This window comes from Pseudomonas sp. PDM04, from assembly GCF_014851765.1.
In the GTDB taxonomy this organism is placed as follows: Bacteria; Pseudomonadota; Gammaproteobacteria; order Pseudomonadales; family Pseudomonadaceae; genus Aquipseudomonas.
This window is the reverse complement of the sequence record NZ_JACVAI010000001.1, coordinates 59,645-81,656: the sequence shown is the minus strand read 5'-3', so window position 1 is coordinate 81,656 and position 22,012 is coordinate 59,645. Positions and strand designations below refer to the sequence as shown.

The following is a 22,012-nucleotide window of genomic DNA, read 5'->3' as shown; positions in this document are numbered from 1 at the left end:
GGATATTCCCGTGGGAGCGAGTCTGCTCGCGATGGCGGCATCAGCCGCAGCGAAAATCCCCCGATCAGCTTCACGGTGTTAGGCTCTGCCCCGAATCCTGCGCTTTGTGAAGGAAGGCTCATGTTGAAAGTGCTTGCTCTGCTGACTCTCCTGGCGTCCGCCGCCGTCCACGCCCAAACCCCTCTGCACACCGACCTGCCGCTCAAATACCTGGAGCAGGTACATCCCGATTCCGTCGATCAACCCCTGGTGATTTTCCTCCACGGCTACGGCAGTAACGAGCAGGACCTGTTCGGCATCAAGGACGAGCTGCCGGCCGGATACAACTACCTGTCGGTGCGCGCACCGATCGTGATAGAAGAAGGCAGTTATCAATGGTTTCGCCAAAAAGGCCAAGGGGCTTACAACGGTGAGACCGATGACCTGAAGGCCAGCGGTCAGGTGTTGCTGGACTTCATCGCCCAGGCTGCGAAGAAATATCACACGCAACCGGCCAAGGTTTACCTGGTGGGTTTCAGCCAGGGCGCGATCATGTCCTACGAGGTGGCGCTGCGTCACCCCGAGGCCGTGGGCGGGATTGCCGCGTTGAGCGGGCGGATTCTGCCCGTGCTCAAGTCCGAGCTCAAACCACAGGTGCAACGCCAGTCACTGGCGATTTTCATCGGGCATGGCACAGCGGATAAACGCCTGCCTTTCAACGATGGCACCGAGGCTGACAGCCTGTTGCAGGGGTTGTCACTCAAGCCCGAGTTTCACGCCTACCCCGGTGTCGGACACACCATCAGTGCCGCCGAAATGCAGGACTTGAGCGCCTGGTTGCAGCGCCTCAACCCTTGAGCCTTACTTGCCCGAGACGATCTGCTTGACCAGCGCTTCGTGGCCGGCATTGTCGCTGAGACGGGAAATCACCTGAACCAGGGCCATGCGCGTGCCCGAGGCGGCCATCAGCGTGGTGTCGAGGGTCTTGCCACCGCCCTGGGTGGCGGTGCTGTCGATCTGCCGCAGCCCCAGGCCGGTGCCTTTCTGCGTGAGGCTTTTCTCGCTGAGCTGGGTGAAATCCGGCAGGGCCTTGGCTTGCTGGGTCGTGAAGTCGGCTGCCGTGGCATCGAGAAACTCGCCGTCGTTGTCCTTGGCGTTGACCCCACCGGGAATGGTGTTCTCAGCCGCGATCACCACGGTCTTGGTGGTTTCGTTGGTGTACATCGTGCCGGTTGCACCCGTCGCATCGGGTGGCAGGGGATTGGCGACGAACCCCTTGGGCAGGGTGAATTTGAATTTGTTGCCCAGCATCGACACGCTCTGCGGCGCGTCCTTGGCCGCGGCCTTGGCAGCCTGCGCGTCCATAGCCCCCAGGCTGGCCATCGCCAGCAGCAGGACAACGGCTTTTTTACTCAACAGTGACATTCGCAATCTCCAGGGTTGTCGCGGTGGGGGGCGATCATCCCATGGAGGTTGTGAAGCATCCAGCGCGGGCTAACGGACGGTTGGGTGACGTTCCCGGGCAGCGCTGGGTTGGTGCGACGCGATGAGGGGTCATTCGTTCGACGCCGTCGAAGGCCTGGGCCCGGGATTGGCTGATTTGGCCAGCAACCGTCGGGTGACGCCGAGCATCGCCACGGACACTGCGACGCCGAGGGCAAACCCGCTCAGGCCCATGCCGGGCAGTGCCAGCGCCACCACCAGGCAAAACGCTGCAAACGAGTACATCCCGGTCGCGGTGGCTTGCAACAACGCGGCGGTGAACGCCGGCCCACGGCTTTGCTGGGAAAACACGGCCATCACGCTGCCCAGCACCGGGAACACCGCGAGCAGACCGCTCCAGCGGTCGCCGACCGTGCTCGCCAGCAACGTGACCGCCAGGGTCAGCAGTGCACCGGCGATCATGCGCAACAGCAATCTATCGGACTTCGGTGCCGGGCCTGAAACCTGCGGCTGCACGCTGGGGAACAGGAACGGCGCCGCGAGCAGTGCGGTGGCAGCGGCGATCACCGAGAACATCAGCGACGGTGCAATCAGCGACAGCGCCATCGCGATGACCGCCCAGACCAGCAACGAAACCCCTAGCGCCCACGGCCACCCGGCCCGTTGCGCGACCTGGGCGTAAGTGACGCAGAAGGCGATCATCGCAACCATCGCCGACAACGCAGCCGTTGCCGAACGGGCGGCAAACAGTTCGCCTTGCTCGATAGCGAGGAAGAACAGAATCGGCCCCACCACCACCGGCAACCCCGACAACCAACCGGCAACGCTTGGGCCCCAGCGCTTGCCGGCCAGAGAAATGAGCAGAAGAAATCCGGGAATCACCAGCAATTTTAGCAACAGCACATGCACCTCCGGGTTGGATGAGGGACCACGTTAGCATTGAGCTCGAAGAATTACGCCAATTATCAATATTTTTGTATACAAAAATATCTGCCTGAATAGTTGTACAAAAACATGTTTCGCGTATAAGTTTTCAGGAGGTAATCGAAAATGGCTGAACCCCATGAACCCATCAGAATGGTGCCGACAGCTCAGTGTTTCGTTGCTTCTGATGGCGTGGGGCACACACGCCCTGGCCGCGTGGCAGGAGGTCGTGCCGGGTGCGCGGATCATCGGCACCGGTGAGTTTCGGGTGTTTGGTTTCGACGTGTACAACGCTCGGCTCTGGAGCGCGGCGCGGCCATTGACGCTGGATCAACCCTTCGCTCTGGAACTGATTTATCAGCGCAGCATCAGCCGTGAAGACCTGGTGCAGGCCAGCGTCGATGAAATCCAGCGGTTGTCCGGCACGTCGGTGAGCGCCGGGCAACTTGAAGAGTGGAAGGTGCAGATGCAGCGGTCGTTCGTCGATGTTCAGGCCGGTACGCGCATCACCGGCGTGTATTTGCCGGGGCAGGGCGCGCAGTTCTATGTCGGCCAGCAGCGGCAGCACGAAGTGAAGGACCCGCAATTCGCCCGGGCTTTTTTTGCGATCTGGCTCGACCCGCGCACGCGCAATCCCGATTTGCGCCAGCAGTTGCTGGGCAATGCCAAAGACTGAGGGTTTGATCATGTTGAAGAGACTGTTGATGGTGTTGTGTGTCTGCCTGGCCGGTTGCGGTGGCGTCGATGTGCAGCAGTACGAAGCGCAGAATCCCCGGCTCGACATGCCCGGCTTCTTCGTCGGCCGGGTGGACGGTTGGGGTATGTTCCAGAAGCGTTCGGGGGAGGTGGTCAAGCGTTTTCATGTGCTGATCAACAGCCGGATGGAAGGGCCGAATCTGATCATGCATGAGGACTTTACCTACAGCGACGGCACGAAGCAGACCCGCGTCTGGACGGTACGCCCCGACGGCCCTGGCCGTTGGCGCGGCACGGCGGGCGACGTGGTGGGCGAGGCCGGCGGCGAGTCTGCGGGTAACGCGCTGCACTGGCGCTACGTGCTGAGCCTGCCGGTCGACGGCAAGGTGTATGACGTGCACATGGATGACTGGATGTACCTGATTGATGAAAACACCCTGGCCAATCGCACGGCGATGACCAAGTTCGGCTTTGAAGTGGGCCAGGTGACGTTGTTCTTCCGCCGCCACGGCGCCTGATCCCCAGCGAATGCCTCTTGGGCGTTCGGGCTGAAACGTCTAAGCTGCGCCACTCCACTTGTTTCTGGATGTGTGTGTGAAATTCAGTTTGCCCAAAATCGCCACGGCGCCGTTTTGTCCACCCGAAGTGGCGGGCAGTGTCGCCGTCGATCCTCGCGCGTCATTCTTCAAGCGGGTCCTGCGCTTCGCCGGCCCGGGATTGCTGGTGTCCATCGGCTACATGGACCCGGGCAACTGGGCGACCGCGATCGAGGCCGGTTCGCGATTTGGCTATAGCCTGTTGTTCGTGGTGCTGCTGGCAAGCCTGGCGGGGATGGTGGTGCAGTGCCTGTGTTCGCGCCTGGGCATCGCCACGGGACGCGACCTGGCGCAGCTGTCCCGCGAGCGCTACAGCACCCGGACCGCACGAACCCAATGGGTGCTGGCGGAAATCTCGATCATCGCCACCGACCTCGCCGAAGTGCTCGGCTGCGCGCTGGCGTTCCACCTGCTGCTGGGCTGCTCGCTGAGCGTCGGCATTGCCCTCACCGCGTTTGACACCTTGTTGGTACTGGCCCTGCAGAACCGTGGCTTTCGCCGACTGGAAGCGATCATGCTGGTGCTGGTGGGCACCATCGGCGCGTGCTTCTTCGTTGAACTGCTGTTGATCAAGCCGTACTGGCCGGACGTTGCCCGTGGCTTCACACCGTCGCTGTCCGCCATTGGCGACGCCGCGCCGCTGTACCTGGCCATCGGAATTCTCGGGGCTACGGTGATGCCGCACAATCTGTACCTGCACACCTCGATCGTACAGACGCGGATGATCGGCAAGGACCTTGCCAGCAAGCAGGACGCGGTGAAGCTGGCGCGCATCGACACCATCGGCTCCCTGGCGCTGGCGCTGCTGGTCAACGCGGCCATCCTGATTCTCGCGGCGGCGGCTTTCCACAAGACCGGGCACACCGACGTGGTGGACATTCAGGATGCCTACCACCTGCTCGACCCTCTGGTGGGCGGGGCGCTGGCCAGCGTGTTGTTCGGCGTCGCCTTGCTGGCTTCGGGTCAGAGTTCGACGTTCACCGGCACCATCGCCGGCCAGGTGATCATGGAAGGCTACCTGAACCTGAGGATTCCCTGCTGGCAGCGGCGTCTGATCACGCGCGGACTGGCGCTGATCCCGGCGTTCATCGGTGTCTGGCTGATGGGCGACAACGCGATCGGGAAATTGCTGGTGTTGAGTCAGGTGGTGTTGAGCCTGCAATTGCCGTTTGCCCTGTACCCGTTGATTCGCATGACCAACGATCACCGGTTGATGGGGCCATTTGTCAATCGGCTGCCGACGCGGGTGTTGGCCTGGGGATTGTTTGTGCTGATCAGTGGGGCCAACAGCTGGCTGATTCTGCAGTTTCTGGGGTGATCGTTCGGACCTCGATCGCCGGCAGGTCGAAGCGTCTTACCGTCGCTCCCGGCCTTTCAAAGACCCAAAAAAGAACCCGGTGCACCCAAGGTGCACCGGGTGTTTTGCCAGGCTGCGACGGATCGTCGTGGGTCCCCGTGCAGCCTGTTGAACGCGCCTGGCTTACGCCCGTTCGAGCGCCAGTGCCACGCCTTGACCACCACCGATGCACAGGGTGGCGAGGCCTTTTTTGGCGTCGCGTTTGATCATTTCATGCAGCAGGGTCACCAGCACGCGGCAGCCCGAAGCACCGATCGGGTGGCCGAGGGCGATAGCGCCACCGTTGACGTTGACCTTGTTCAAGTCCCATTCCAGGTCCTTGGCCACGGCCAGGGACTGGGCGGCGAAGGCTTCGTTGGCCTCGATCAGCTCAAGCTGGTCGATGGACCAACCGGCCTTGTCCAGGCAGCGGCGGGTGGCCGACACCGGGCCAATGCCCATGATCGCCGGGTCCACGCCGGCATTGGCGTAGGCGGCGACTTTCGCCAGCACCGGCAGGCCCAGGGCCTTGGCTTTTTCCGCGCTCATCAGGATCACCGCAGCGGCGCCATCGTTGAGCGAGGACGCGTTACCCGCCGTCACCGAACCGTCCTTCTTGAAGGCTGGCTTGAGTTTGCCCAGGGATTCGGCGGTGGTGCCGGCCCGTGGCTGCTCGTCGGTGGCGAAGGACAGCGGATCGCCCTTGCGCTGAGGGATCAGGATCGGCGTGATCTCATCGACGAAACGCCCGGCTTCGATGGCGGCCGTGGCTTTCTGCTGCGAGGCGGCGGCAAAGGCGTCCTGCTGCTCGCGGCTGATGTCATATTTTTCCACCAGGTTTTCGGCGGTGATGCCCATGTGGTAATCGTTGAACGCATCCCACAGGCCGTCGCTGATCATGGTGTCGACGATTTGCGCGTGACCCATGCGCAGGCCGGTGCGGGCGCCGGGCATCACGTAGTTGGCCAGGCTCATGTTTTCCTGGCCGCCGGCGATGATCACGTCGGCATCGCCGCAACGGATCGCCTGGGTGGCGAGGTGCAGGGCCTTGAGGCCCGAGCCGCACACCTTGTTCAGGGTCATGGCAGGCACGGCGAAGGGCAGGCCGGCCTTGATCGAAGCCTGGCGCGCGGGGTTCTGCCCGGCGCCGGCGGTCAATACCTGGCCCATGATCACTTCATCGACTTCGGCGGGGTTCAGGCCGGTTTGCGCCAGCAACTGACGGATCACCGCAGCGCCCAGGTCCACCGCGGACACATTGGCCAGCGAACCCTGGAAACTGCCGATCGCGGTGCGCGTGGCGGCAACAATGACGACTTCTTGCATGGAATGATTCCTCACTGAGCAGCGAACTGCATTTCCGGAACGTGCTCTGGCACGATCAGTTTACCGGCGGTCTTGGCGACGATCTCTTCGACGCTGACCCCGGGTGCACGCTCCTTGAGAATGAACGCGCCGTTTTCGATTTCCAGGTAGGCCAGGTCGGTCAGCACGCGCTTGATGCAGCCGGCGCCGGTCAGCGGCAGGCTGCACTGGGACAGGAGCTTGGACTCACCGTCCTTGGACGCGTGGGTCATGATGACAATGATGTTGTCGGCGCCCGCCACCAGGTCCATGGCGCCGCCCATGCCTTTCACCAGTTTGCCGGGAATCATCCACGAGGCGATGTTGCCTTGCACGTCCACTTCGAAGGCGCCCAGTACCGTCAGGTCGACATGGCCGCCGCGGATCATCGCGAAGGATTCGGCCGAGGAGAAGATCGATGCGCCGATGCGCGCGGTCACGGTCTGCTTGCCGGCGTTGATCATGTCGGCATCGATGGTTTCTTCCGTAGGAAAAGGACCCATGCCCAACAGGCCGTTTTCCGATTGCAGCATGACTTCCATGCCTTCGGGGATGTAGTTGGCGACCAGGGTCGGAATGCCGATGCCCAGGTTCACGTAGTAGCCGTCCTGCATTTCGCGGGCGACGCGTTGAGCCATTTGTTCGCGGGAAAGTGCCATTGTTGTTATTCCTTCATTCGGTCCGGGGGCAGGGGATCACTTACGCACGGTGCGCTGTTCGATACGCTTTTCGAACGTGCCGCAGATGATCCGGTCGACATAGATGCCGGGGGTGTGGATCTGCGCCGGGTCCAGCTCGCCGGGTTCGACGATTTCTTCGACTTCGACCACGGTGATCTTGCCGGCGGTGGCGGCCAGCGGGTTGAAGTTCTGGGCGGTGTGGCGGTAGATGACATTACCGAAATGGTCGGCTTTCCAGCCCTTGACGATGGCGAAGTCGCCGGTAATGGACTCTTCCATCAGGTACTTGCGACCCTTGAATTCACGCACTTCCTTGCCTTCGGCCACCGGGGTGCCGACGCCGGTGGCGGTGAAGAACGCCGGGATGCCGGCGCCGCCCGCGCGCATTTTTTCGGCGAGCGTCCCTTGCGGGGTCAGGATGACTTCGATTTCGCCCTTGAGCAGTTGCTCTTCGAACAGCTTGTTCTCGCCGACGTAGGAGGCCACCACCTTGCTGATCTGCCGGTCTGTCAGCAGCACGCCGAGGCCGAAGCCGTCAACGCCGCAGTTATTGGAAACCACGGTAAGGTCGCGAGTGCCCTTGCGCTTGATCTCGGCGATCAGGTTTTCCGGAATCCCGCACAGGCCAAAGCCGCCGGCGATCACGGTCATGCCGTCTTCAAGACCTGCCAGTGCTTCCTCGTAGGAACTCACGCGCTTGTCGAAACCTGCCATATGCACCTCTTTTATTCTTTGTGGGCGGCTGGCTAGCCGTATGGAATGAAGTGTCTCGCCGGGATATTTATTTGTTAAGTTGATTTTTAAGGTTGATTGATTCATAAAACTCAACAAACAGCTGTCTCAATCGTGCAGCGACGAGCCTGTAGCTTACAACGGAGTACCTCGACATGACCGTGAAGCAGATCCGCGCCTTTCTGGCCGTGGCCCAGAGCCTGAGCTTCGCTGTGGCTTGCGAGCGTCTGCACCTGTCGCAATCGGCCTTGAGCCTGACCATCAAGGCGCTGGAGGAGGGGTTGGGCGGACGTCTGTTTACCCGCAACACGCGCAACGTGGCGCTGACGGCCGAGGGTGAAGCGCTGGTGCCGCTGGCCCGACGCCTGATTGCCGACTGGGACAATGCCGAGGATGAACTGCGTCAGCGTTTTACCCTGCAGCGCGGGCGCGTGACCCTGGCGGCGATGCCGTCGTTTGCCGGCAACCTGTTGCCCCCGATCCTCAAGACCTTTCGCGCCCGCTATCCGAAGGTCAACGTCACGGTGAATGACGTGATCAACGAGCAGGTACTGGAGCTGGTGCGCGATCGTCAGGTCGAACTGGGGGTGGCGTTCGAGCCCACCATGAGTTCGTCGCTGGAATTCACGCCGTTGTATCGCGACCGGTTTGTCGCGGTGGTGCCGCTGGATTCAGCCTTTTCATCCCGGCAGGACATCGACTGGCAGACACTGCTCGAACAGCCGTTCATCACCCTGCAACGACCCTCCACCGTGCGGGTGATGCTCGAGGAGCACTTGCAGGCCCGGGGGATGAAGTTGCCGGTGGAATTCGAGAGCCATCAGTTGGCGACGGTGGGGCGGATGGTCGCCAGCGGCCTGGGGGTGAGCGCGGTGCCGGCGCTGTGCGCCGGACAGATGCGCGAACTGGGCGCGCAGTGCATCACCCTGCGTGACCCGGTGGTGGAGCGGGCCATTGGCGTGCTGACCAAGCCGGGGGTGGAGCTGTCGGCGGCAGCGCAGGCGCTGTTCGATATTCTCAAGGCGGAAAACTGTGGGGCGCGGCTACCGGGCTGAAGAAACCCGATCAAAATGTGGGAGCGGGCTTGCTCGCGAATGCGGTGGGTCAAGCCACATATTTGTCGACAGCCACATCGCCTTCGCGAGCAAGCCCGCTCCCACATTTTAGATCCGGTTGTATCAGGGGCTAAGTAGACAGTCTCTGGACCAGCAAGGGCAACAGCCGCTCGCAAGACCCTTCTATCTTCAGGTCGAGCAGGTCATCCGCCCGTGTCTTGCCCAGGTTGATCGCGATCAACGGCTTGCCGTGGTCCGCCACCGCCCGGCACAGGCGGAAGGCCGAATAGGCCATCAACGACGACCCCACCACCAGCAACCCTGCGGCTTTCTCGACCGCCGCCATGGCTTTGGCCGCTGTCGGTTGCGCCACATTCTCGCCGAAGAACACCACGTCCGGTTTCATCCGTTCCCCGGCGCAGTGCGGGCAATGCGGCACCTGGAAACGTGCTTCGAAGGCGGCATCGAGCAAGGTGTCGCCATCCGGTGCCTGCACGGCATCGACGCCGGCCAGGTAGGGGTTTTGCGCCTCCATCACCTGCTGGATCGAGTCCCGCTCGCTGCGTTGCCCGCAGTCCAGGCACAACACCCGATGCAGGCTGCCGTGCAGTTCGATCACGTCGCGGCTGCCGGCCTGGTCGTGCAGGGTGTCGACGTTCTGGGTGATCAGGCCGCCGATCTGCCGCGTGCCTTGCAACGTGGCGAGGGCTTCGTGAGCCGCGTTCGGCTGGGCCAGGCGCACCCGTGGCCAGCCGAGCATTGCCCGCGCCCAGTAACGGCGCCGGGATTCGGGAGCGGAAAGAAACTCCTGGTACATCATCGGTTGCCGGCCGCGACGTACGCCCTGGTTGTCGCGGTAGTCCGGTATCCCCGACGGGGTGCTGATGCCGGCCCCGGTCAGGACCGCAAACGGTTGGTCGGCCATCAGTTGCCGGAGTTGGTCGAGTTGTTCGCGGGTACGGCTGTCGAGCATGTTCAACACTCCGGATGACGTGCAGGAGCGAGTTTGCTCCGGGTAGCGTTCCGACCAAGGCGTGTCAGTCGATACCAGTGTATCTGATGGACCTCCATCGGAGCGCCGCCCGGAGCAAGCTCGCCCCGGCAAAGGTCATTTACGGGCTTCCAGGATCAGGTTGAACGGGGTTTCGGTGGCCCTGCGGAAATGCGAGAACCCGGCCTCGGTGAACACCTTGCGCAACCGCGCCTCGCCCGCTTGCGCGCCCAGCCCGAGGCCCACCTCCTGGGACAGCGAGTTGGGGGTGCAGATGAAGGTCGAGGCCGCGTAGAACAAGCGGCCAACCGGCGTGACATTGTCGTCGAGCCGGTCATTGGCGAACGGTTCCACCAGCAGCACGGTGCCGTCCGGTTTCAGCGACTCATAGGCGTGGCGTGCCGCGCCCACCGGGTCGCCCATGTCGTGCAGGCAGTCGAAGTAGCAGATCAGGTCATAGTCGTCGCCGGGGTAACTCTTCGCCGTGCCCTGGAAGAATCGCGCCCGCCCGGACACGCCGCCTTCTTCGGCGCGCTGGGTGGCCACGGTGACGGAAGGGGCGTGGTAGTCGAAACCGACGAACCGCGAATCCGGAAACGCCTGGGCCATGATGACGGTCGAGGCGCCATGCCCGCAGCCGATGTCCGCGACCTTGGCCCCGGCCTGCAGTTTGGCGACCACGCCGTCCAGCGCTGGCAACCATTCGGCCACCAGGTGCGCGCGGTAGCCGGGCCGGAAAAACCGCTCGGTGCCACTGAACATGCACGGGTGGTGATCACCCCAGGGCAGGGCGCCATCGCCGCGCATGGCCTTGACCAGTTTGTCCTTGTCATGGAAGAACGACGCGACCACCCCGACGCCACCCGCCACATAGACCGGTGAGTCTTCGATGCCCAGCGCCATGGCCTGTTCTTGCGGCAGGCGGAATTGGCCATCGAGGTGTTCCATGTAGCCCGACGCAGCGTGGGCGCTGAGCCATTCGCGCAGCAGGCGGGCGTTGCAGCCGGTTTTTTCGGCAAGTGCTTCGGGGCTGATCGGTTGACTGTCGGCCATCGCCCGGTACAGCCCGAGTTCATCGCCGAGGATGACGTTGGCGAGCATGGCTGCGCCGCCCATGTCGTTCACCAGTTTGCCCATGAAATCGTTGAGTCTGGCCTCGTCCATCACGTGTGCTCCTGTAGCAGGATCACGGTCCAGGGATCGGTTGTTCGTGGCTTCCGGCTCTGGGCGGTGGTCGTGGGTGAGAACAGGACGACAGATGCGTCCTGGGTGCATTGAGTTTAGTTCGCGGGCTGCGCTTCGGCGCTGCTGGCGACGAAAGTCCCAGGCCGCTCCCACCGGGTTGATGTGTATCGCAGTGTATCCAGGCCACTCCTCGATACAGTCCCACCCATTCACGCTCACCCCCGAACAAAGCCCAGATACAAACCTGCGATGAACTGGGCGGGCCGTTTGGCACCCTATAACCGTCGAGGGGATAACAATGAGCACGCTCCAGCCTGAAACAGACCTGAAATCCGAACCCGTCAAACACTTGCGCGTCGAGCAATACACCCACGGCATCATTGGCCCCAGCCAGCCGATGCTCGGGCCGTTGGCCGATGGCGGCACCCTGATCACCGGGACGCCGCCCGGTTGCTGGGGCCCGATGATCACGCCGGCCTTCGAAGGCGGGCACGAAGTGACGCAACCGGTGGCCATTGCCGGGGCCGAGGTCGGCGATGCGGTGGCGATCAAGATCAAAAGCATGCGTGTCACCTCGCAGGCCACTTCCTCCGGCGTGATGAGCTTTGTCGAAGGCCGCTATCACGGCGACCCTTTCGTCTCCAAATTCTGTTCCAAATGCGGCACCGAACACCCGGCCAGCCACGTCGAAGGCATCGGTGAGGATTCGATCCGGTGCAACACTTGTGGTGCCGAGGTCAGTGCGTTCCGGTTCAGCCATGGCTACGTGATCGTGTTCGATGCGCAGAACCAGGTCAGCCTCACCGTCAACCAGGACGTGGCCAATCGCCTGGCCGGCCATGCCTCGGACATGTCGGCGCTGCCGGAATTCGCCGCCCAGCATTCGATCCTGTCGCTGGCCCGCGCCGACATCCCTGGCGTTGCCGCGCACATGCGGCCGTTCCTCGGCAACATCGGTACCACGCCGTCCCGGGATTTGCCGGACTCGCACAACTGTGCCGATTTTGGCCAGTACCTCATCGGCGCGCCGCACCGTTTCGGCATGAGCCGCGAAGAACTGCACGCGGCCAAGACCGACGGGCACATGGACACCAACTCGATCCGCGAAGGCTGCGTGCTGATCTGCCCGGTGAAAGTACCCGGGGCCGGGGTGTACATGGGTGACATGCATGCGCAGCAGGGCAACGGTGAAATCGCCGGGCACGCCACCGATTGCTCCGGGGAGACCGAAGTGCAGGTGCAGGTGATCAAGGACCTCACCCTGGAAGGGCCGATCCTCCTGCAGAACCTCGACGACCTGCCACCCATGGCTCGGCCGATGACCGCCGTGCAACGGCAGAAAGTCCGGGAGCTGGGCGAACGCTGGGGCCAGGCCGAGATCGAGCAGAGCGGCCCGATCACCTTCATTGGCAGTGGCGAAAACCTCAACGTGGCGGTCGAGAATGGCCTGCAACGCGCGGCCACGGTCACCGGCTTGCCCTATGACGAGGTGCTCAACCGCGCGACCATCACCGGTTCGATCGACATCAGCCGCTTGCCGGGCACCGTGCGCGTGACGTTCCTGTGCCCGATGAACGTGCTCGACCGCATCGGCATCGGCCAACTGGTGCGCGAGCAGTACGACCTGGCGTAACCCTCGTTGGCAGGTCTGTACCCCAATGTGTACAGACCCGCCGGCGATACAACCGTGGTGATTTTCCGTCGGTACGCCACACAGGCCCGATACATCGATTGGGTTAACTGTGAATACGTACTGACCACTTGAGATCGACATCATGACTTCTCTCACTACCCCCCGGGCCAGCGTCGGACTGGGCTTGCGTCGCGGACTGATGAAAGACCTGCAGGCCGCTGCGGCGGGCGACTTCGACTTTCTGGAAGTTGCACCGGAGAACTGGATCGGCATCGGCGGCGCCCACGGCGCCGCCTTGCGCGCCCTGGCCGAGCGCTATCCGCTGTCCTGTCACGGCCTCTCCCTGTCGCTGGGCGGTCCGGCGCCGCTGGACGTCGGGTTCCTCAAGGAAGTGCGGCTGTTCCTCGATCACTACAACGTGCCGCTGTACAGCGAGCACCTGAGCTACTGCAGCGATGACGGCCACCTCTATGACTTGTTGCCGCTGCCCTTTACCGAAGAGGCGGTGCACCACGTCGCCGCGCGCATCCGCCAGGCCCAGGACATCCTCGGGCGGCGTTTGGCGGTGGAAAACGTCTCCTATTACGCCGCGCCCCGGCAGGACATGGACGAGGTGACCTTCACCAACGCGGTGTTGCGCGAAGCCGATTGCGACCTGTTGCTGGACGTCAACAACCTGTACGTCAACTCGATCAACCACGGCGTCGATCCGCAGACCTTCCTGGCCGGCATCGAGGCGGGCCGGGTGGTGGCGATGCATGTGGCCGGGCATTTCGATGAGTCGGACACCTTGAAAATCGATACCCATGGCGCCTCCGTGAAGCCCGTGGTGTGGTCGTTGCTGGCCGAGGCCTACGCTCGCTTTGGCGCGCAACCGACGCTGCTGGAACGCGATTTCAATTTTCCCGCCTTCGCGGAACTGGTCGCCGAGTTGCAGACCATCCGCCGCCTGGCACAAGGCTTTTAACCATGGATAAATCAGTGTTGTTTCAAGAGCAGAACACCCTGGGTCGCTACCTGCGCGACCCCGATCATTGTGCGCCGCCGGCCGGGATGGACGTGGCGCGGGCGCAGGTCTACCGCGACCTGATCTTCAACAACCTGTCGCTGTTGCTCAGTGGCACGTTTCCGGTGCTGATCAAGGTGCTCGGTGAGGCGCGCTGGCGTTCGCTGATGCGCATCTTTTTGCGTGATTACCGCGCGAGCACGCCGAAATTCGGCGAGATTGCCCAGGAGTTCGTCGAGTTCCTGGCGGCCCAGCCGCCCGGGTTGAGCGATGGGGACTGGCCACCGTTCATGGTGGAACTGGCGCACTATGAATGGGTCGAGATGGCGTTGCAGCAGTCCGAGGCCGAGCCGTTGCCGGCCAGCGACGCCGGGCAGTTACTCGAGTGCGCATTGCAGGTTTCACCGCTGGCCTGGCCCCTGGCGTACGCCTGGCCGGTGCAACTCGTCGGCCCGGATTATCAACCTGACGCACCACCGGGCCAGCCGACGCTGTTGCTGGTGCGCCGGGCCGAAGACTGGAACGTGAAGTTTTCCGAGTTGAGCCCGCTGGCGTGGCGGCTGTTGCAGCGGATCACCGAGTTTCCTCAATTGACCGGGCGCGAACAGTTGCAAGGGTTGGCTGTGGAAGCGCAAGCGGTCGGCTCGCCGATGTTCATCGAGAGCGGTGCGGCGTTGTTGCGCCAGATGCATGGGGAAGGGGTGGTGGGTCTGGCTTGAGCGGCCCTTTTGTGGGAGCGAGCCTGCTCGCTCCCACTGAGGGCGGGGGGACCTGACATCAAGGGACGGAAAAGAAATACCGCGTCAGGTGAAAGAAGATCGGCGCGGCGAAGCAGATCGAGTCCATGCGATCGAGCATGCCGCCATGGCCCTTGATCATGGTGCCCCAGTCCTTGGCGCTCAGGCTGCGCTTGATCGCCGACATCACCAGACCGCCGAGGAAACCCATCGCCACGATGACGAACGACATCAGCAGCGATTGCCAGAAGTTGAACGGCGTCATCCAGAACATGCAGCCACCGATCAAGGTCGCCGACAACCCGCCACCGACCAGGCCTTCCACGGTTTTCGACGGACTGACCAGCGGCGCCACCTTGTGTCTGCCGAACAGTTTGCCGAACACGTACTGCAACACATCGCTCAACTGGACGACGAAGACCAGGTAGAACAGCAACAGCGCGTTCTGTCCCTGGAAGCCTTGCAGGTCCAGAAGCAAAAGCGCCGGCGCGTGGCTGATGCAGTAGATGCAGATCATCACCCCCCACTGGATTTTCGCGGTCCTTTCCAGAAAGGCGTCCGTGTCCTGGCTCAGCACTGCGATCGCCGGCAGCAACAGGAAGGCGTACACCGGGATCAGCAGGGTGAACATCGAATACCAGTGCGTACCGATCAGCACGTATTGCAGGGGGATCAGGATGAAAAACGCGAAGAACAGCGCGTTGTGATCGCCCAGGGTCGTGGGGGTCAGGGTGATGAATTCCCTGAGTGCGAACAGGGAAATAAAGGCAAACAGCACGACCGTCGCGTGGCCCCCCAACTGGTAGGACACGAAGAAAATGATCACCATCCCCCACCAGGCATTGACGCGCTGGTTGAGGTTTTCGATGGTCGAGACCGAACTCTCTGACGTCGCGCGCCGGGCCAGCATGCGGCCGATGATAGAGGCCAGCGCCAGCAGGCAGGCGATGGCGAAAAAGAACCACAGGAACTTGGCTTCAAGACTCATTTCGACAGCCTCACAATGGCGTCACGGGCACGCTCCAGGAACCGCTGCTTTTCCTCACCTTCGATTCGCTCCAGCGGGTTGCCAATGCGGATCGTGCAGATGATCGGCAGCGGCACGTGTTTGCCCTTGGGCATGGAGCGGTGCAGGTTTTCCAGGTAGATCGGCACCAGGTCGACGTCGGGAAACGTCTCGCTCAACCGGTACAGGCCTGATTTGAACGGGCCGGGCAGGGCCTGGCTGGAGCGGGTGCCTTCGGGGAAGATGATGATCGAATGGCCGGCACGCACCACCTCGAAAATCGGTTCCAGCACGTTGACGCCGGGGGCTGGGTTGCGTTCGATCAGCACGGCGTTCAAGCCTTGTTGCGAGAGGTACGACAGGAAACGGTTCTTGCCCCAGTAATCGGCCGCCGCCACCGGTTTCACGTTCCTGCGGGCTTCGGGCGGCAGAGCGGCAATGATTGCCAGGGTGTCCATGTGACTGGTGTGATTGGCGAAGTAGATGCGCTGGCGCGACAGGTCGGGCGGGCTTTCCCACCTCGCCGTGACGCCGATGAGAAAGCGCAGGACAGAGATCAACGCATTACTGATCCACATGGACGGCCCCTTTCAGTTGCCTGGCAATGGCCAGCGTGCGCGTGACGCAAGTGGCGACGGAGCCGACGGCGATGATGACCAGCGCGATCGACAGCACGTAGTGGCTGCCTTGAATCGAGGTTTCGATGGCATTGAGCAGCAACCCCACGGTCATCACCGCCATCCGGTGCTGCTTGGCCATCGGGCCGATGAAACTCTGCTTCAGGCCGATGGAGCCGCCAAATACCCTGATATAGGCGGTCAGCGCCGCAGCCAGCGCAGCACACCAGCCAAGGTCCGGATAGCCGATGGCGTAGCCGAGCCCGACCAGCAGCAGGCTGTCGGCGATCCGGTCGGGAAACTCGTTGTAGAGGCTGCCGATGTCGGATTTCTTGCCGCCTTCAATCGCCACCATGCCGTCGAACAGGTTGCACAACAGGCGCAACTGGATGCCGATGGCGCAGAGGATCGAACCGATCACTCCGTTATCAATGTTCAGCGCAACGATGCCGAACAGCGCAAAAGCGATGCTCGCCACGGAAATCTGATTGGGGGAGAGGTTGCGTTTCACCAGGGCGTCGGTGATGCGCCGGGCCCATCCCGCAGAACGCGTCTTGATGGGCCTTCTGTTTTCATCCATTGGCAGGTCCTTATCAATGATGAAGTCGGTGCGGACAATATAGAGGCTTTCCCTGGCCACTGCCGTGCGCCATCGCGAGCGTGCTCGCGATGGTGGTCAACGATAACGCGTACTGCCTGACTGCTCAGCGTGCCCGGCTGTTTTTTCGCGAGCAAGCCCGTTCCCACCGCGTCATCACCGCCGTCTGCAGGAGCAGGCTCGCTCCTACAGGGGGCTGGCGGGCAGCTTCAACTGTGCGCACAAGCCGCCACCTTCGCGATTGCTCAATGTCAGTGCGCCCCCGAGCGCAATCGCCAGTTGTTGCGCAATCGCCAGGCCCAGGCCGGTGCCGCCGGTGCTGCGGTTTCGCGAATTCTCCACGCGGTAGAACGGCTCCATCACGTGGGCGAGGTCCTCTTCGGAGATGCCGGGGCCGCGGTCCATCACCTTTACCGACAGGCTGCCGTCGGCGCTCGATTCCACCTTCAATTCGGCTGCGCCGGCGAATTTCAGCGCGTTGTCGGTCAGGTTCACCAGCACCCGGCGCAACGCATGGGGCCGGGTGTCGATGACCGCATCACTCTTGCCACACAGCTGTACGTCCTTGCCCATGTCCTGATAGTCGAACACCAGGCTGTCGAGGAACGAATCCAGATTGGTGCGGCGGGCTTCCTCGGTCGCGCCATGGACGCTGCGGGCATACGCCACGCCTTCGCGGACCAGATGCTCCATTTCGCCGAGGTCATTCCACAGTTTTTCCTTCTCGCTGCAGTCGTCCATCAACTCTGCGCGCAGTTTCATGCGGGTGATGGGCGTTTGCAGGTCGTGGGAGATCGCCGCCAGCAGTTGCATGCGTTCCTTGAGATACGCGGCGATGCGCGCCTGCATGGCGTTGAACGCCATGGCGGCGTGGGCGACTTCGGTCGGGCCCTTTTCATCCAGGTGCACCGGGTGGGTGTTGGGGTCCAGGGTTTCCACGGCCTGTGCGAGGCGGGTGAGGGGGCGGATGGCAATTCGCACCGCCAGCCAGGTGCACAGGATCAGCAGCGCCAGCTGGCCGAGCAGGACAAACGGCAACCATGGCGACAACGGCACCATCGCCGGACGCACATCGATGGTCACCGGGCTGCCATCCGTCAGGTTCAAGTGAACCTGGAAACGTTTGATCGGACCGGGGATGTCCGTCACGGTCATCGGGTAATCCATGCCGATCGCGTCCTTGATCGACGTCACCGCAATCGGTGTGTCGCTCATGGCCGTGCCGGGCGAACCCTTGTCCAGCAGGTAGCGATAGTTGCGCCGGTCCAGCTGTGGCAACCAGCTCGCGCGCTCCTCGGGTGGCAGGCGGTCGAGAATGGCAATGGAGGTCGAGACGTCGGTTTCCAGGTTGCCCAGCATGGTGTTTTTCGCGCTTTCGTAGCGCTCGTAGTATTGCGCGCCAAAGGACAGCGCCTGGGCCAGGATCAAGCCGATCAGGAAGATCAGCGACAGGCGCGAGGCCAGGGTGCGGGGCCAGTGCAGCGAGTACTTCATGAGGGTTCACCCAGGACTTCCACTGGCAGGGAAAACACATAGCCTTCGCTGCGCACGGTTTTGATGTAGGCCGGTTCCCGCGCATCGTCGAGCAAGCGTTGACGCAGGCGGCTGACCAGCAGGTCGATGGAACGGTCGAACAGATCGGCGTCGCGACCCTGGGTCAGGTTCAGCAACTGGTCACGGTTGAGCACCCGTTGCGGATGGTCGAGGAACACCCGCAGCAGCCGATATTCCGCACCACTGAGCGCCACCATGGTGCCGTCTTCATCGAGCAGGTGGCGGGCCGACGTGTCCAGGCGCCAGCGTCCGAAGGCCAGCATGCGTCCGCTTTCGCTGACCACCAGATTGGGCGGCAGCATGCGTGTGCGGCGCAACACCGCATTGATCCGCGCGAGCAGTTCGCGGGCGGCGAAGGGCTTGACCAGGTAATCGTCGGCGCCCATTTCCAGGCCGATGATGCGATCGGTTTCATCATTGCGGGCCGTGAGCATCAGCACCGGGGTGGCCTTGTGCTTGCCGGCGCGGATCTCGCGGCACAGCGCCAGGCCGTCGTCGCCCGGCATCATGATGTCGAGCACGATCAGGTCCACCGGCGTCGATTCCAGGAATGTGCGCATCTGCCGTCCGTCCGCGACCACGGTGGTGCGCAAGCCGTTCTTCTTCAGGTAGTTGCCTACCAGTTCTCGAATCTCGCGGTCATCGTCCACGATGAGAATGTGATCGACATGTTCCATGGGCCAAGCCTCTAGAAAGGGGGATGCGCGCAGTCTATCGAGCCTTTGTCCGCGCGCCCGCCACGATTTGTATTGCAGTGTATCTGGTGTATCGGCGGATACACGCCGACTTAAAATCGGCAAATTTCCGGGGTTTTGTATCGCTGTGTATCCGCAGGCGGTCTGGATACGTACCGATTTACACGCATCGGTTTTCGACACAGACGAGATACCTCAGCGGTTTTAAATGGCTTCCATCGAGGCAGGCCCAGCCGCCTCAAGCGAAAACCCATTGCAACCTTGAGGAACTCAGCATGAACACCAAAGCCATCTACGCCGCATGCCTGTTTGCCGCACTGAACGTCTGCACCCTGTCGGCCCGTGCCGAAGCCGATGTCAGCGAGAAAACCTACACCTACGGCACGCACCTGGACATCAAGAAAGTGGTGTCGCTGAAACAGGACGCCTCGGATTCCTGCGGGATTGTGAATGCCCAGCTGACCTACCTGGACTCCCATGACAAGACCCAGGTCCTGGACTACCGCAAATTTGCCGAATGCAACTCGGACAACTGAGTGCTGCCCTGAGCGCACGTCAATCCCCTATAAAACAGGAAGAACACCATGAACAACCTCTCACGCTTTCTGACCGCTGCAGCCTTCGCCCTGGCCGGCACCGCCGCCCACGCCAACGCCACCGTTGAACGCAGTACCTGCGGCAGCAGCACCTGCTTCCAGCTGACTCCGGTGAAGGAGCAGGGCGCCAATGATTTCCTGGCCCAGGACGGCGCCAGTCGTACGCCGCAGGGGCAGATGCTGGCCGAGAACGGCAGCAGTCGTACGCCGCAGGGGCAGATGCTGGCCGAGAACGGCAGCAGTCGTACACCTCAGGGCCAGTTTCTGGACAACCAGACGGCGTGACGCCGGGCCCCGCTCCCACAGTAGCTGTGTACTTACAAGGTGATCCCCATGTTCCTCATCGCTTTCCTGGGCGGCATATTGACCGTCCTCAGTCCCTGCATCCTGCCGGTGGTGCCGTTCCTGTTTGCCGGTGTCGACCGCACGCGTTCGTCGATCCTGCTGACCCTGGGCGGCATGGTCCTGACCTTCGCCCTGATCTCCAGCCTGGCGGTGGTCAGCAGTGAGTGGGTGATCCAGGCCAACAACACCGGGCGGCACATCGCTCTGATCGTGATGGCGCTGTTCGCGCTGTCGCTGATTTCCGCGCGAATCGGTGGCTGGCTGGCGCGTCCGTTCGTGCTGCTGGGTAACCGCCTCGACCCGAACACCCGGAAAATGTCCGGTCCGCTGGGCTCGCTGATGATCGGCGTCGCCACCGGTCTGCTGTGGGCGCCGTGTGCCGGACCGATCCTCGGGGTGATTCTCACCGGGGCCATGCTGCAAGGCGCCAATGCGCAAACCAGCCTGTTGCTGGTGGCCTACGGCCTGGGCAGCGCGTTGTCCCTGGGCACGTTGATCTTCGCCGGCCGCGGCCTGGTCAACCGCTTGAAAGCCTCGATTCCGGTCACCGGCTGGCTGCGTCGCGGGACCGGGTTCGCCGTGCTGGCCGCTGCGCTGGTGATTTCCACCGGCGCCGACAAGACCCTGCTGGCGCGCACCTCGTCCGAGGGCGTCAGTACCCTGGAGAAAGGCGTGCTGCAAAGCGTACCGAAAGTGGTCGATTACCTGGTCAGCAAGGTTCAGGCCGACACGATGCAGGACAACGCCCAGGGCGCCATGCCGTCGCTGTCCGGCGCCGTTGAATGGCTCAACTCGCCTGCGCTGACCAATGAATCGCTCAAGGGCAAGGTGGTGCTGGTGGACTTCTGGACCTACGACTGCATCAACTGCCAGCACACCCTGCCGTACGTGAAGGACTGGGCGCAGAAATACGAGAAGGATGGCCTGGTGGTCATCGGCGTCCACACCCCGGAATACGGCTTTGAGCGGATCATCGACAACGTCAAGGATCAGGTGAAGAAGCTCGGGATCACCTACCCGGTGGCCATCGACAACAATTACGCGATCTGGCGCAACTTCGACAACCAGTACTGGCCGGCGCACTACCTGATCGATGCCAAGGGCCAGGTACGTTTCACCCACTTCGGCGAAGGTCGTTACGACGCCCAGGAAAAAATGATCCAACAACTGCTGCAAGAGGCCAAGGCCGACGCCAAGGCCACCGTGCCAGCGGTGTAAACCTGAAGATCAATGGCTCACAGGCTGCGCGCCATGAGCCATTGTCTTTTTCTCCTGCCCCCGTCGCCAGGCCGCCGGCGGCGCGCCGAACTCTCGTCGAAACGCCCGGCTGAAGGCCGTGTCGGTCTGGTAGCCGACCTCTTCGGCGATGCGCAGCAACGAGCTGTTACTGCTGCGTAACAGGTTGGCCGCCAGCAGCATTCGCCATTGCGTGAGGTACTGCATCGGCGATATCCCCACCAGTTGTTGAAAGCGCTCGGCCAGGACCGATCTCGAGGTGCCGGCGGTGCGTGCCAGTTCCTCCAGGGTCCAGCTGTGACAGGGCTTTTTGTGCAGTGCATTGAGGGCCGTGCCGACGATCCGGTCACCCACGCCGGCCAGCCAGCCGGTGCGGCCCTTGCCCTGTTGGTGCATGTACAGGCGCAGCACCTCGATGAACAGCACCTCGGCCAGCTTGGCCAGTACGCCTTCGCCGCCAGGGCGTGGCGAACGGGCCTCGGCCAGTGCGTAACGAACCGACGACTCGAGCCATTTGCCGGCATTCGAGTCGCGTACGTTGACTCGCACAATGGCCGGCAGGCCATTCAGCAGCATGCCCGCCAGCCGCGTGTCGCACGCCAGGTAGCCGCACACCAGGCGGCTGACCTCGCCGCCACCGCCGTAGCTCAACTGGCGAGGACGGCGCGCGAGGATTTCGTCCAGTCGTGCACTGGTGGCGGGTTTCAAGCCCGGCCGCGAACTCATGCGATGGGCGTCGCCCTGGGGAAACAGCACCACGTCCCCGGCACTCAGGAGCATAGGCGGATCATCGCCGAGTTCGACGTAGCACTGGCCTTCGGTGATCAGGTGAAAGATCACCACCCGTTCGGCATCGGGCTCCAGGAACGGGGCGGCGGTGTCGGCGCGCGGCGATTGGTAGCACCAGGGCGCGGTGAACCGGGCGTTGATGAAGATCGCACCGACCAGGCGGACGACGCGCAGGGTCTGGGACAGGGCATCCATCGGGCTTCCCCTGTTTGGCGAAATGGCCCTTGATTGTGAGCCTG

Annotated in this window: 24 protein-coding genes; 11 read left to right on the top strand and 13 right to left on the bottom strand. The window is 62.7% G+C overall.

Annotated features, from left to right (window positions below; all coding sequences use genetic code 11):
* The first annotated feature begins 120 nt into the window (after positions 1–120).
* Positions 121–837, top strand: a complete 717-nt coding sequence (locus IB249_RS00410) for an alpha/beta hydrolase (RefSeq protein ID WP_192301565.1) — start codon at positions 121–123, stop codon at positions 835–837.
* Positions 838–840: 3 nt separating this feature from the next.
* Here IB249_RS00410 and IB249_RS00405 read toward each other — a convergent pair whose 3' ends face one another.
* Both IB249_RS00405 and IB249_RS00400 read right to left on the bottom strand, forming a co-directional pair.
* Positions 841–1,404, bottom strand: a complete 564-nt coding sequence (locus IB249_RS00405) for a hypothetical protein (protein WP_192301564.1) — start codon at positions 1,402–1,404, stop codon at positions 841–843.
* Between the two features lie 129 nt (positions 1,405–1,533).
* On the bottom strand, positions 1,534–2,325 hold the full coding sequence (locus IB249_RS00400; RefSeq protein WP_192301563.1) for a hypothetical protein: 792 nt from the start codon (positions 2,323–2,325) through the stop codon (positions 1,534–1,536).
* A gap of 208 nt (positions 2,326–2,533) precedes the next feature.
* Here IB249_RS00400 and IB249_RS00395 point away from each other — a divergent pair, with 208 nt between their 5' ends.
* The 3 genes from IB249_RS00395 (at position 2,534) to IB249_RS00385 (ending at position 4,956) form a co-directional block, all read left to right on the top strand.
* On the top strand, positions 2,534–3,022 hold the full coding sequence (locus tag IB249_RS00395; protein ID WP_225606824.1) for a chalcone isomerase family protein: 489 nt from the start codon (positions 2,534–2,536) through the stop codon (positions 3,020–3,022).
* A 10-nt stretch (positions 3,023–3,032) separates the two neighbouring features.
* Entirely contained in the window at positions 3,033–3,560 is a 528-nt protein-coding gene (locus IB249_RS00390; protein WP_192301561.1) for a DUF3833 domain-containing protein, read from the top strand.
* 76 nt (positions 3,561–3,636) lie between these two features.
* On the top strand, positions 3,637–4,956 hold the full coding sequence (locus IB249_RS00385) for an Nramp family divalent metal transporter (RefSeq protein WP_192301560.1): 1,320 nt from the start codon (positions 3,637–3,639) through the stop codon (positions 4,954–4,956).
* Between the two features lie 162 nt (positions 4,957–5,118).
* Here the strand turns inward: IB249_RS00385 and IB249_RS00380 are convergent, their stop codons facing one another.
* From IB249_RS00380 to IB249_RS00370, 3 genes are read right to left on the bottom strand one after another with little or no spacing between them, the layout of a single operon-like run.
* On the bottom strand, positions 5,119–6,300 hold the full coding sequence (locus tag IB249_RS00380) for an acetyl-CoA C-acetyltransferase (RefSeq protein WP_192301559.1): 1,182 nt from the start codon (positions 6,298–6,300) through the stop codon (positions 5,119–5,121).
* An 11-nt stretch (positions 6,301–6,311) separates the two neighbouring features.
* Positions 6,312–6,977, bottom strand: coding sequence for a CoA transferase subunit B (locus IB249_RS00375; RefSeq protein ID WP_192301558.1), 666 nt, complete (start codon positions 6,975–6,977; stop codon positions 6,312–6,314).
* Between the two features lie 36 nt (positions 6,978–7,013).
* Positions 7,014–7,712 (bottom strand): CoA transferase subunit A, encoded by a 699-nt coding sequence (locus tag IB249_RS00370; RefSeq protein WP_077047594.1) that lies wholly within the window; start codon positions 7,710–7,712, stop codon positions 7,014–7,016.
* A 173-nt stretch (positions 7,713–7,885) separates the two neighbouring features.
* On the opposite strand from IB249_RS00370, the gene IB249_RS00365 reads away from it, so the two are divergent.
* A complete protein-coding gene (locus IB249_RS00365) occupies positions 7,886–8,785 on the top strand; it encodes a LysR family transcriptional regulator (RefSeq protein ID WP_192301557.1) in 900 nt (299 codons plus the stop codon).
* A 130-nt stretch (positions 8,786–8,915) separates the two neighbouring features.
* On the opposite strand, the gene IB249_RS00360 is transcribed toward IB249_RS00365, so the two are convergent.
* Together IB249_RS00360 and IB249_RS00355 are read right to left on the bottom strand one after the other, a co-directional pair.
* A complete protein-coding gene (locus tag IB249_RS00360; protein ID WP_192301556.1) occupies positions 8,916–9,758 on the bottom strand; it encodes an NAD-dependent protein deacetylase in 843 nt (280 codons plus the stop codon).
* A gap of 135 nt (positions 9,759–9,893) precedes the next feature.
* Positions 9,894–10,940 carry a class I SAM-dependent methyltransferase gene (locus IB249_RS00355; RefSeq protein ID WP_192301555.1) on the bottom strand — a complete coding sequence of 349 codons (1,047 nt, stop codon included), beginning with the start codon at positions 10,938–10,940 and terminating at the stop codon, positions 9,894–9,896.
* Positions 10,941–11,259: 319 nt separating this feature from the next.
* On the opposite strand from IB249_RS00355, the gene IB249_RS00350 reads away from it, so the two are divergent.
* The 3 genes from IB249_RS00350 (at position 11,260) to IB249_RS00340 (ending at position 14,319) form a co-directional block, all read left to right on the top strand.
* Positions 11,260–12,594, top strand: coding sequence for an acetamidase/formamidase family protein (locus IB249_RS00350; RefSeq protein ID WP_192301554.1), 1,335 nt, complete (start codon positions 11,260–11,262; stop codon positions 12,592–12,594).
* Between the two features lie 142 nt (positions 12,595–12,736).
* Entirely contained in the window at positions 12,737–13,561 is an 825-nt protein-coding gene (locus IB249_RS00345) for a DUF692 domain-containing protein (RefSeq protein ID WP_225606785.1), read from the top strand.
* A 2-nt stretch (positions 13,562–13,563) separates the two neighbouring features.
* Positions 13,564–14,319 (top strand): DUF2063 domain-containing protein, encoded by a 756-nt coding sequence (locus tag IB249_RS00340; protein WP_192301553.1) that lies wholly within the window; start codon positions 13,564–13,566, stop codon positions 14,317–14,319.
* Positions 14,320–14,377: 58 nt separating this feature from the next.
* Here IB249_RS00340 and IB249_RS00335 read toward each other — a convergent pair whose 3' ends face one another.
* From IB249_RS00335 to IB249_RS00315, 5 genes are all read right to left on the bottom strand, one after another.
* Complete coding sequence (locus IB249_RS00335; RefSeq protein WP_192301552.1) at positions 14,378–15,325, bottom strand: phosphatidate cytidylyltransferase; 948 nt, start codon at positions 15,323–15,325, stop codon at positions 14,378–14,380.
* Entirely contained in the window at positions 15,322–15,921 is a 600-nt protein-coding gene (locus IB249_RS00330; RefSeq protein ID WP_192301551.1) for a lysophospholipid acyltransferase family protein, read from the bottom strand. Before IB249_RS00330 ends, IB249_RS00335 begins: the two co-directional genes overlap by 4 nt.
* A complete protein-coding gene (locus IB249_RS00325) occupies positions 15,908–16,540 on the bottom strand; it encodes a CDP-alcohol phosphatidyltransferase family protein (protein ID WP_192301550.1) in 633 nt (210 codons plus the stop codon). The genes IB249_RS00330 and IB249_RS00325 overlap by 14 nt, the downstream gene beginning before the upstream one ends.
* A 204-nt stretch (positions 16,541–16,744) precedes the next feature.
* Entirely contained in the window at positions 16,745–18,052 is a 1,308-nt protein-coding gene (locus IB249_RS00320; RefSeq protein WP_192301549.1) for an ATP-binding protein, read from the bottom strand.
* Positions 18,049–18,789, bottom strand: coding sequence for a response regulator (locus IB249_RS00315; RefSeq protein ID WP_192301548.1), 741 nt, complete (start codon positions 18,787–18,789; stop codon positions 18,049–18,051). Before IB249_RS00315 ends, IB249_RS00320 begins: the two co-directional genes overlap by 4 nt.
* A 293-nt stretch (positions 18,790–19,082) precedes the next feature.
* Between IB249_RS00315 and IB249_RS00310 the strand changes: the two genes are divergently transcribed.
* From IB249_RS00310 to IB249_RS00300, 3 genes are read left to right on the top strand one after another with little or no spacing between them, the layout of a single operon-like run.
* The gene (locus tag IB249_RS00310) at positions 19,083–19,343 is read left to right on the top strand and encodes a DUF2790 domain-containing protein (RefSeq protein ID WP_192301547.1); all 261 of its coding nucleotides are present in this window, start codon (positions 19,083–19,085) and stop codon (positions 19,341–19,343) included.
* Positions 19,344–19,391: 48 nt separating this feature from the next.
* Positions 19,392–19,688, top strand: a complete 297-nt coding sequence (locus tag IB249_RS00305) for a hypothetical protein (RefSeq protein WP_192301546.1) — start codon at positions 19,392–19,394, stop codon at positions 19,686–19,688.
* A 48-nt stretch (positions 19,689–19,736) separates the two neighbouring features.
* Complete coding sequence (locus tag IB249_RS00300; protein WP_192301545.1) at positions 19,737–20,966, top strand: cytochrome c biogenesis protein DipZ; 1,230 nt, start codon at positions 19,737–19,739, stop codon at positions 20,964–20,966.
* Positions 20,967–20,975: 9 nt separating this feature from the next.
* Here the strand turns inward: IB249_RS00300 and IB249_RS00295 are convergent, their stop codons facing one another.
* A complete protein-coding gene (locus tag IB249_RS00295; RefSeq protein ID WP_192301544.1) occupies positions 20,976–21,968 on the bottom strand; it encodes an AraC family transcriptional regulator in 993 nt (330 codons plus the stop codon).
* Positions 21,969–22,012: the final 44 nt, after the last annotated feature.

Coding starts and splice junctions, on each gene's coding strand:
- IB249_RS00310 (WP_192301547.1), top strand. CDS start 19,083: ATGAACACCAAAGCCATCTACGCCGCATGCCTGTTTGCCGCACTGAAC.
- IB249_RS00370 (WP_077047594.1), bottom strand. CDS start 7,712: ATGGCAGGTTTCGACAAGCGCGTGAGTTCCTACGAGGAAGCACTGGCA.
- IB249_RS00315 (WP_192301548.1), bottom strand. CDS start 18,789: ATGGAACATGTCGATCACATTCTCATCGTGGACGATGACCGCGAGATT.
- IB249_RS00390 (WP_192301561.1), top strand. CDS start 3,033: ATGTTGAAGAGACTGTTGATGGTGTTGTGTGTCTGCCTGGCCGGTTGC.
- IB249_RS00405 (WP_192301564.1), bottom strand. CDS start 1,404: ATGTCACTGTTGAGTAAAAAAGCCGTTGTCCTGCTGCTGGCGATGGCC.
- IB249_RS00350 (WP_192301554.1), top strand. CDS start 11,260: ATGAGCACGCTCCAGCCTGAAACAGACCTGAAATCCGAACCCGTCAAA.
- IB249_RS00305 (WP_192301546.1), top strand. CDS start 19,392: ATGAACAACCTCTCACGCTTTCTGACCGCTGCAGCCTTCGCCCTGGCC.
- IB249_RS00380 (WP_192301559.1), bottom strand. CDS start 6,300: ATGCAAGAAGTCGTCATTGTTGCCGCCACGCGCACCGCGATCGGCAGT.
- IB249_RS00365 (WP_192301557.1), top strand. CDS start 7,886: ATGACCGTGAAGCAGATCCGCGCCTTTCTGGCCGTGGCCCAGAGCCTG.
- IB249_RS00335 (WP_192301552.1), bottom strand. CDS start 15,325: ATGAGTCTTGAAGCCAAGTTCCTGTGGTTCTTTTTCGCCATCGCCTGC.
- IB249_RS00340 (WP_192301553.1), top strand. CDS start 13,564: ATGGATAAATCAGTGTTGTTTCAAGAGCAGAACACCCTGGGTCGCTAC.
- IB249_RS00300 (WP_192301545.1), top strand. CDS start 19,737: ATGTTCCTCATCGCTTTCCTGGGCGGCATATTGACCGTCCTCAGTCCC.
- IB249_RS00320 (WP_192301549.1), bottom strand. CDS start 18,052: ATGAAGTACTCGCTGCACTGGCCCCGCACCCTGGCCTCGCGCCTGTCG.
- IB249_RS00360 (WP_192301556.1), bottom strand. CDS start 9,758: ATGCTCGACAGCCGTACCCGCGAACAACTCGACCAACTCCGGCAACTG.
- IB249_RS00325 (WP_192301550.1), bottom strand. CDS start 16,540: ATGGATGAAAACAGAAGGCCCATCAAGACGCGTTCTGCGGGATGGGCC.
- IB249_RS00375 (WP_192301558.1), bottom strand. CDS start 6,977: ATGGCACTTTCCCGCGAACAAATGGCTCAACGCGTCGCCCGCGAAATG.
- IB249_RS00345 (WP_225606785.1), top strand. CDS start 12,737: ATGACTTCTCTCACTACCCCCCGGGCCAGCGTCGGACTGGGCTTGCGT.
- IB249_RS00330 (WP_192301551.1), bottom strand. CDS start 15,921: ATGTGGATCAGTAATGCGTTGATCTCTGTCCTGCGCTTTCTCATCGGC.
- IB249_RS00410 (WP_192301565.1), top strand. CDS start 121: ATGTTGAAAGTGCTTGCTCTGCTGACTCTCCTGGCGTCCGCCGCCGTC.
- IB249_RS00355 (WP_192301555.1), bottom strand. CDS start 10,940: ATGGACGAGGCCAGACTCAACGATTTCATGGGCAAACTGGTGAACGAC.
- IB249_RS00295 (WP_192301544.1), bottom strand. CDS start 21,968: ATGGATGCCCTGTCCCAGACCCTGCGCGTCGTCCGCCTGGTCGGTGCG.
- IB249_RS00395 (WP_225606824.1), top strand. CDS start 2,534: ATGGCGTGGGGCACACACGCCCTGGCCGCGTGGCAGGAGGTCGTGCCG.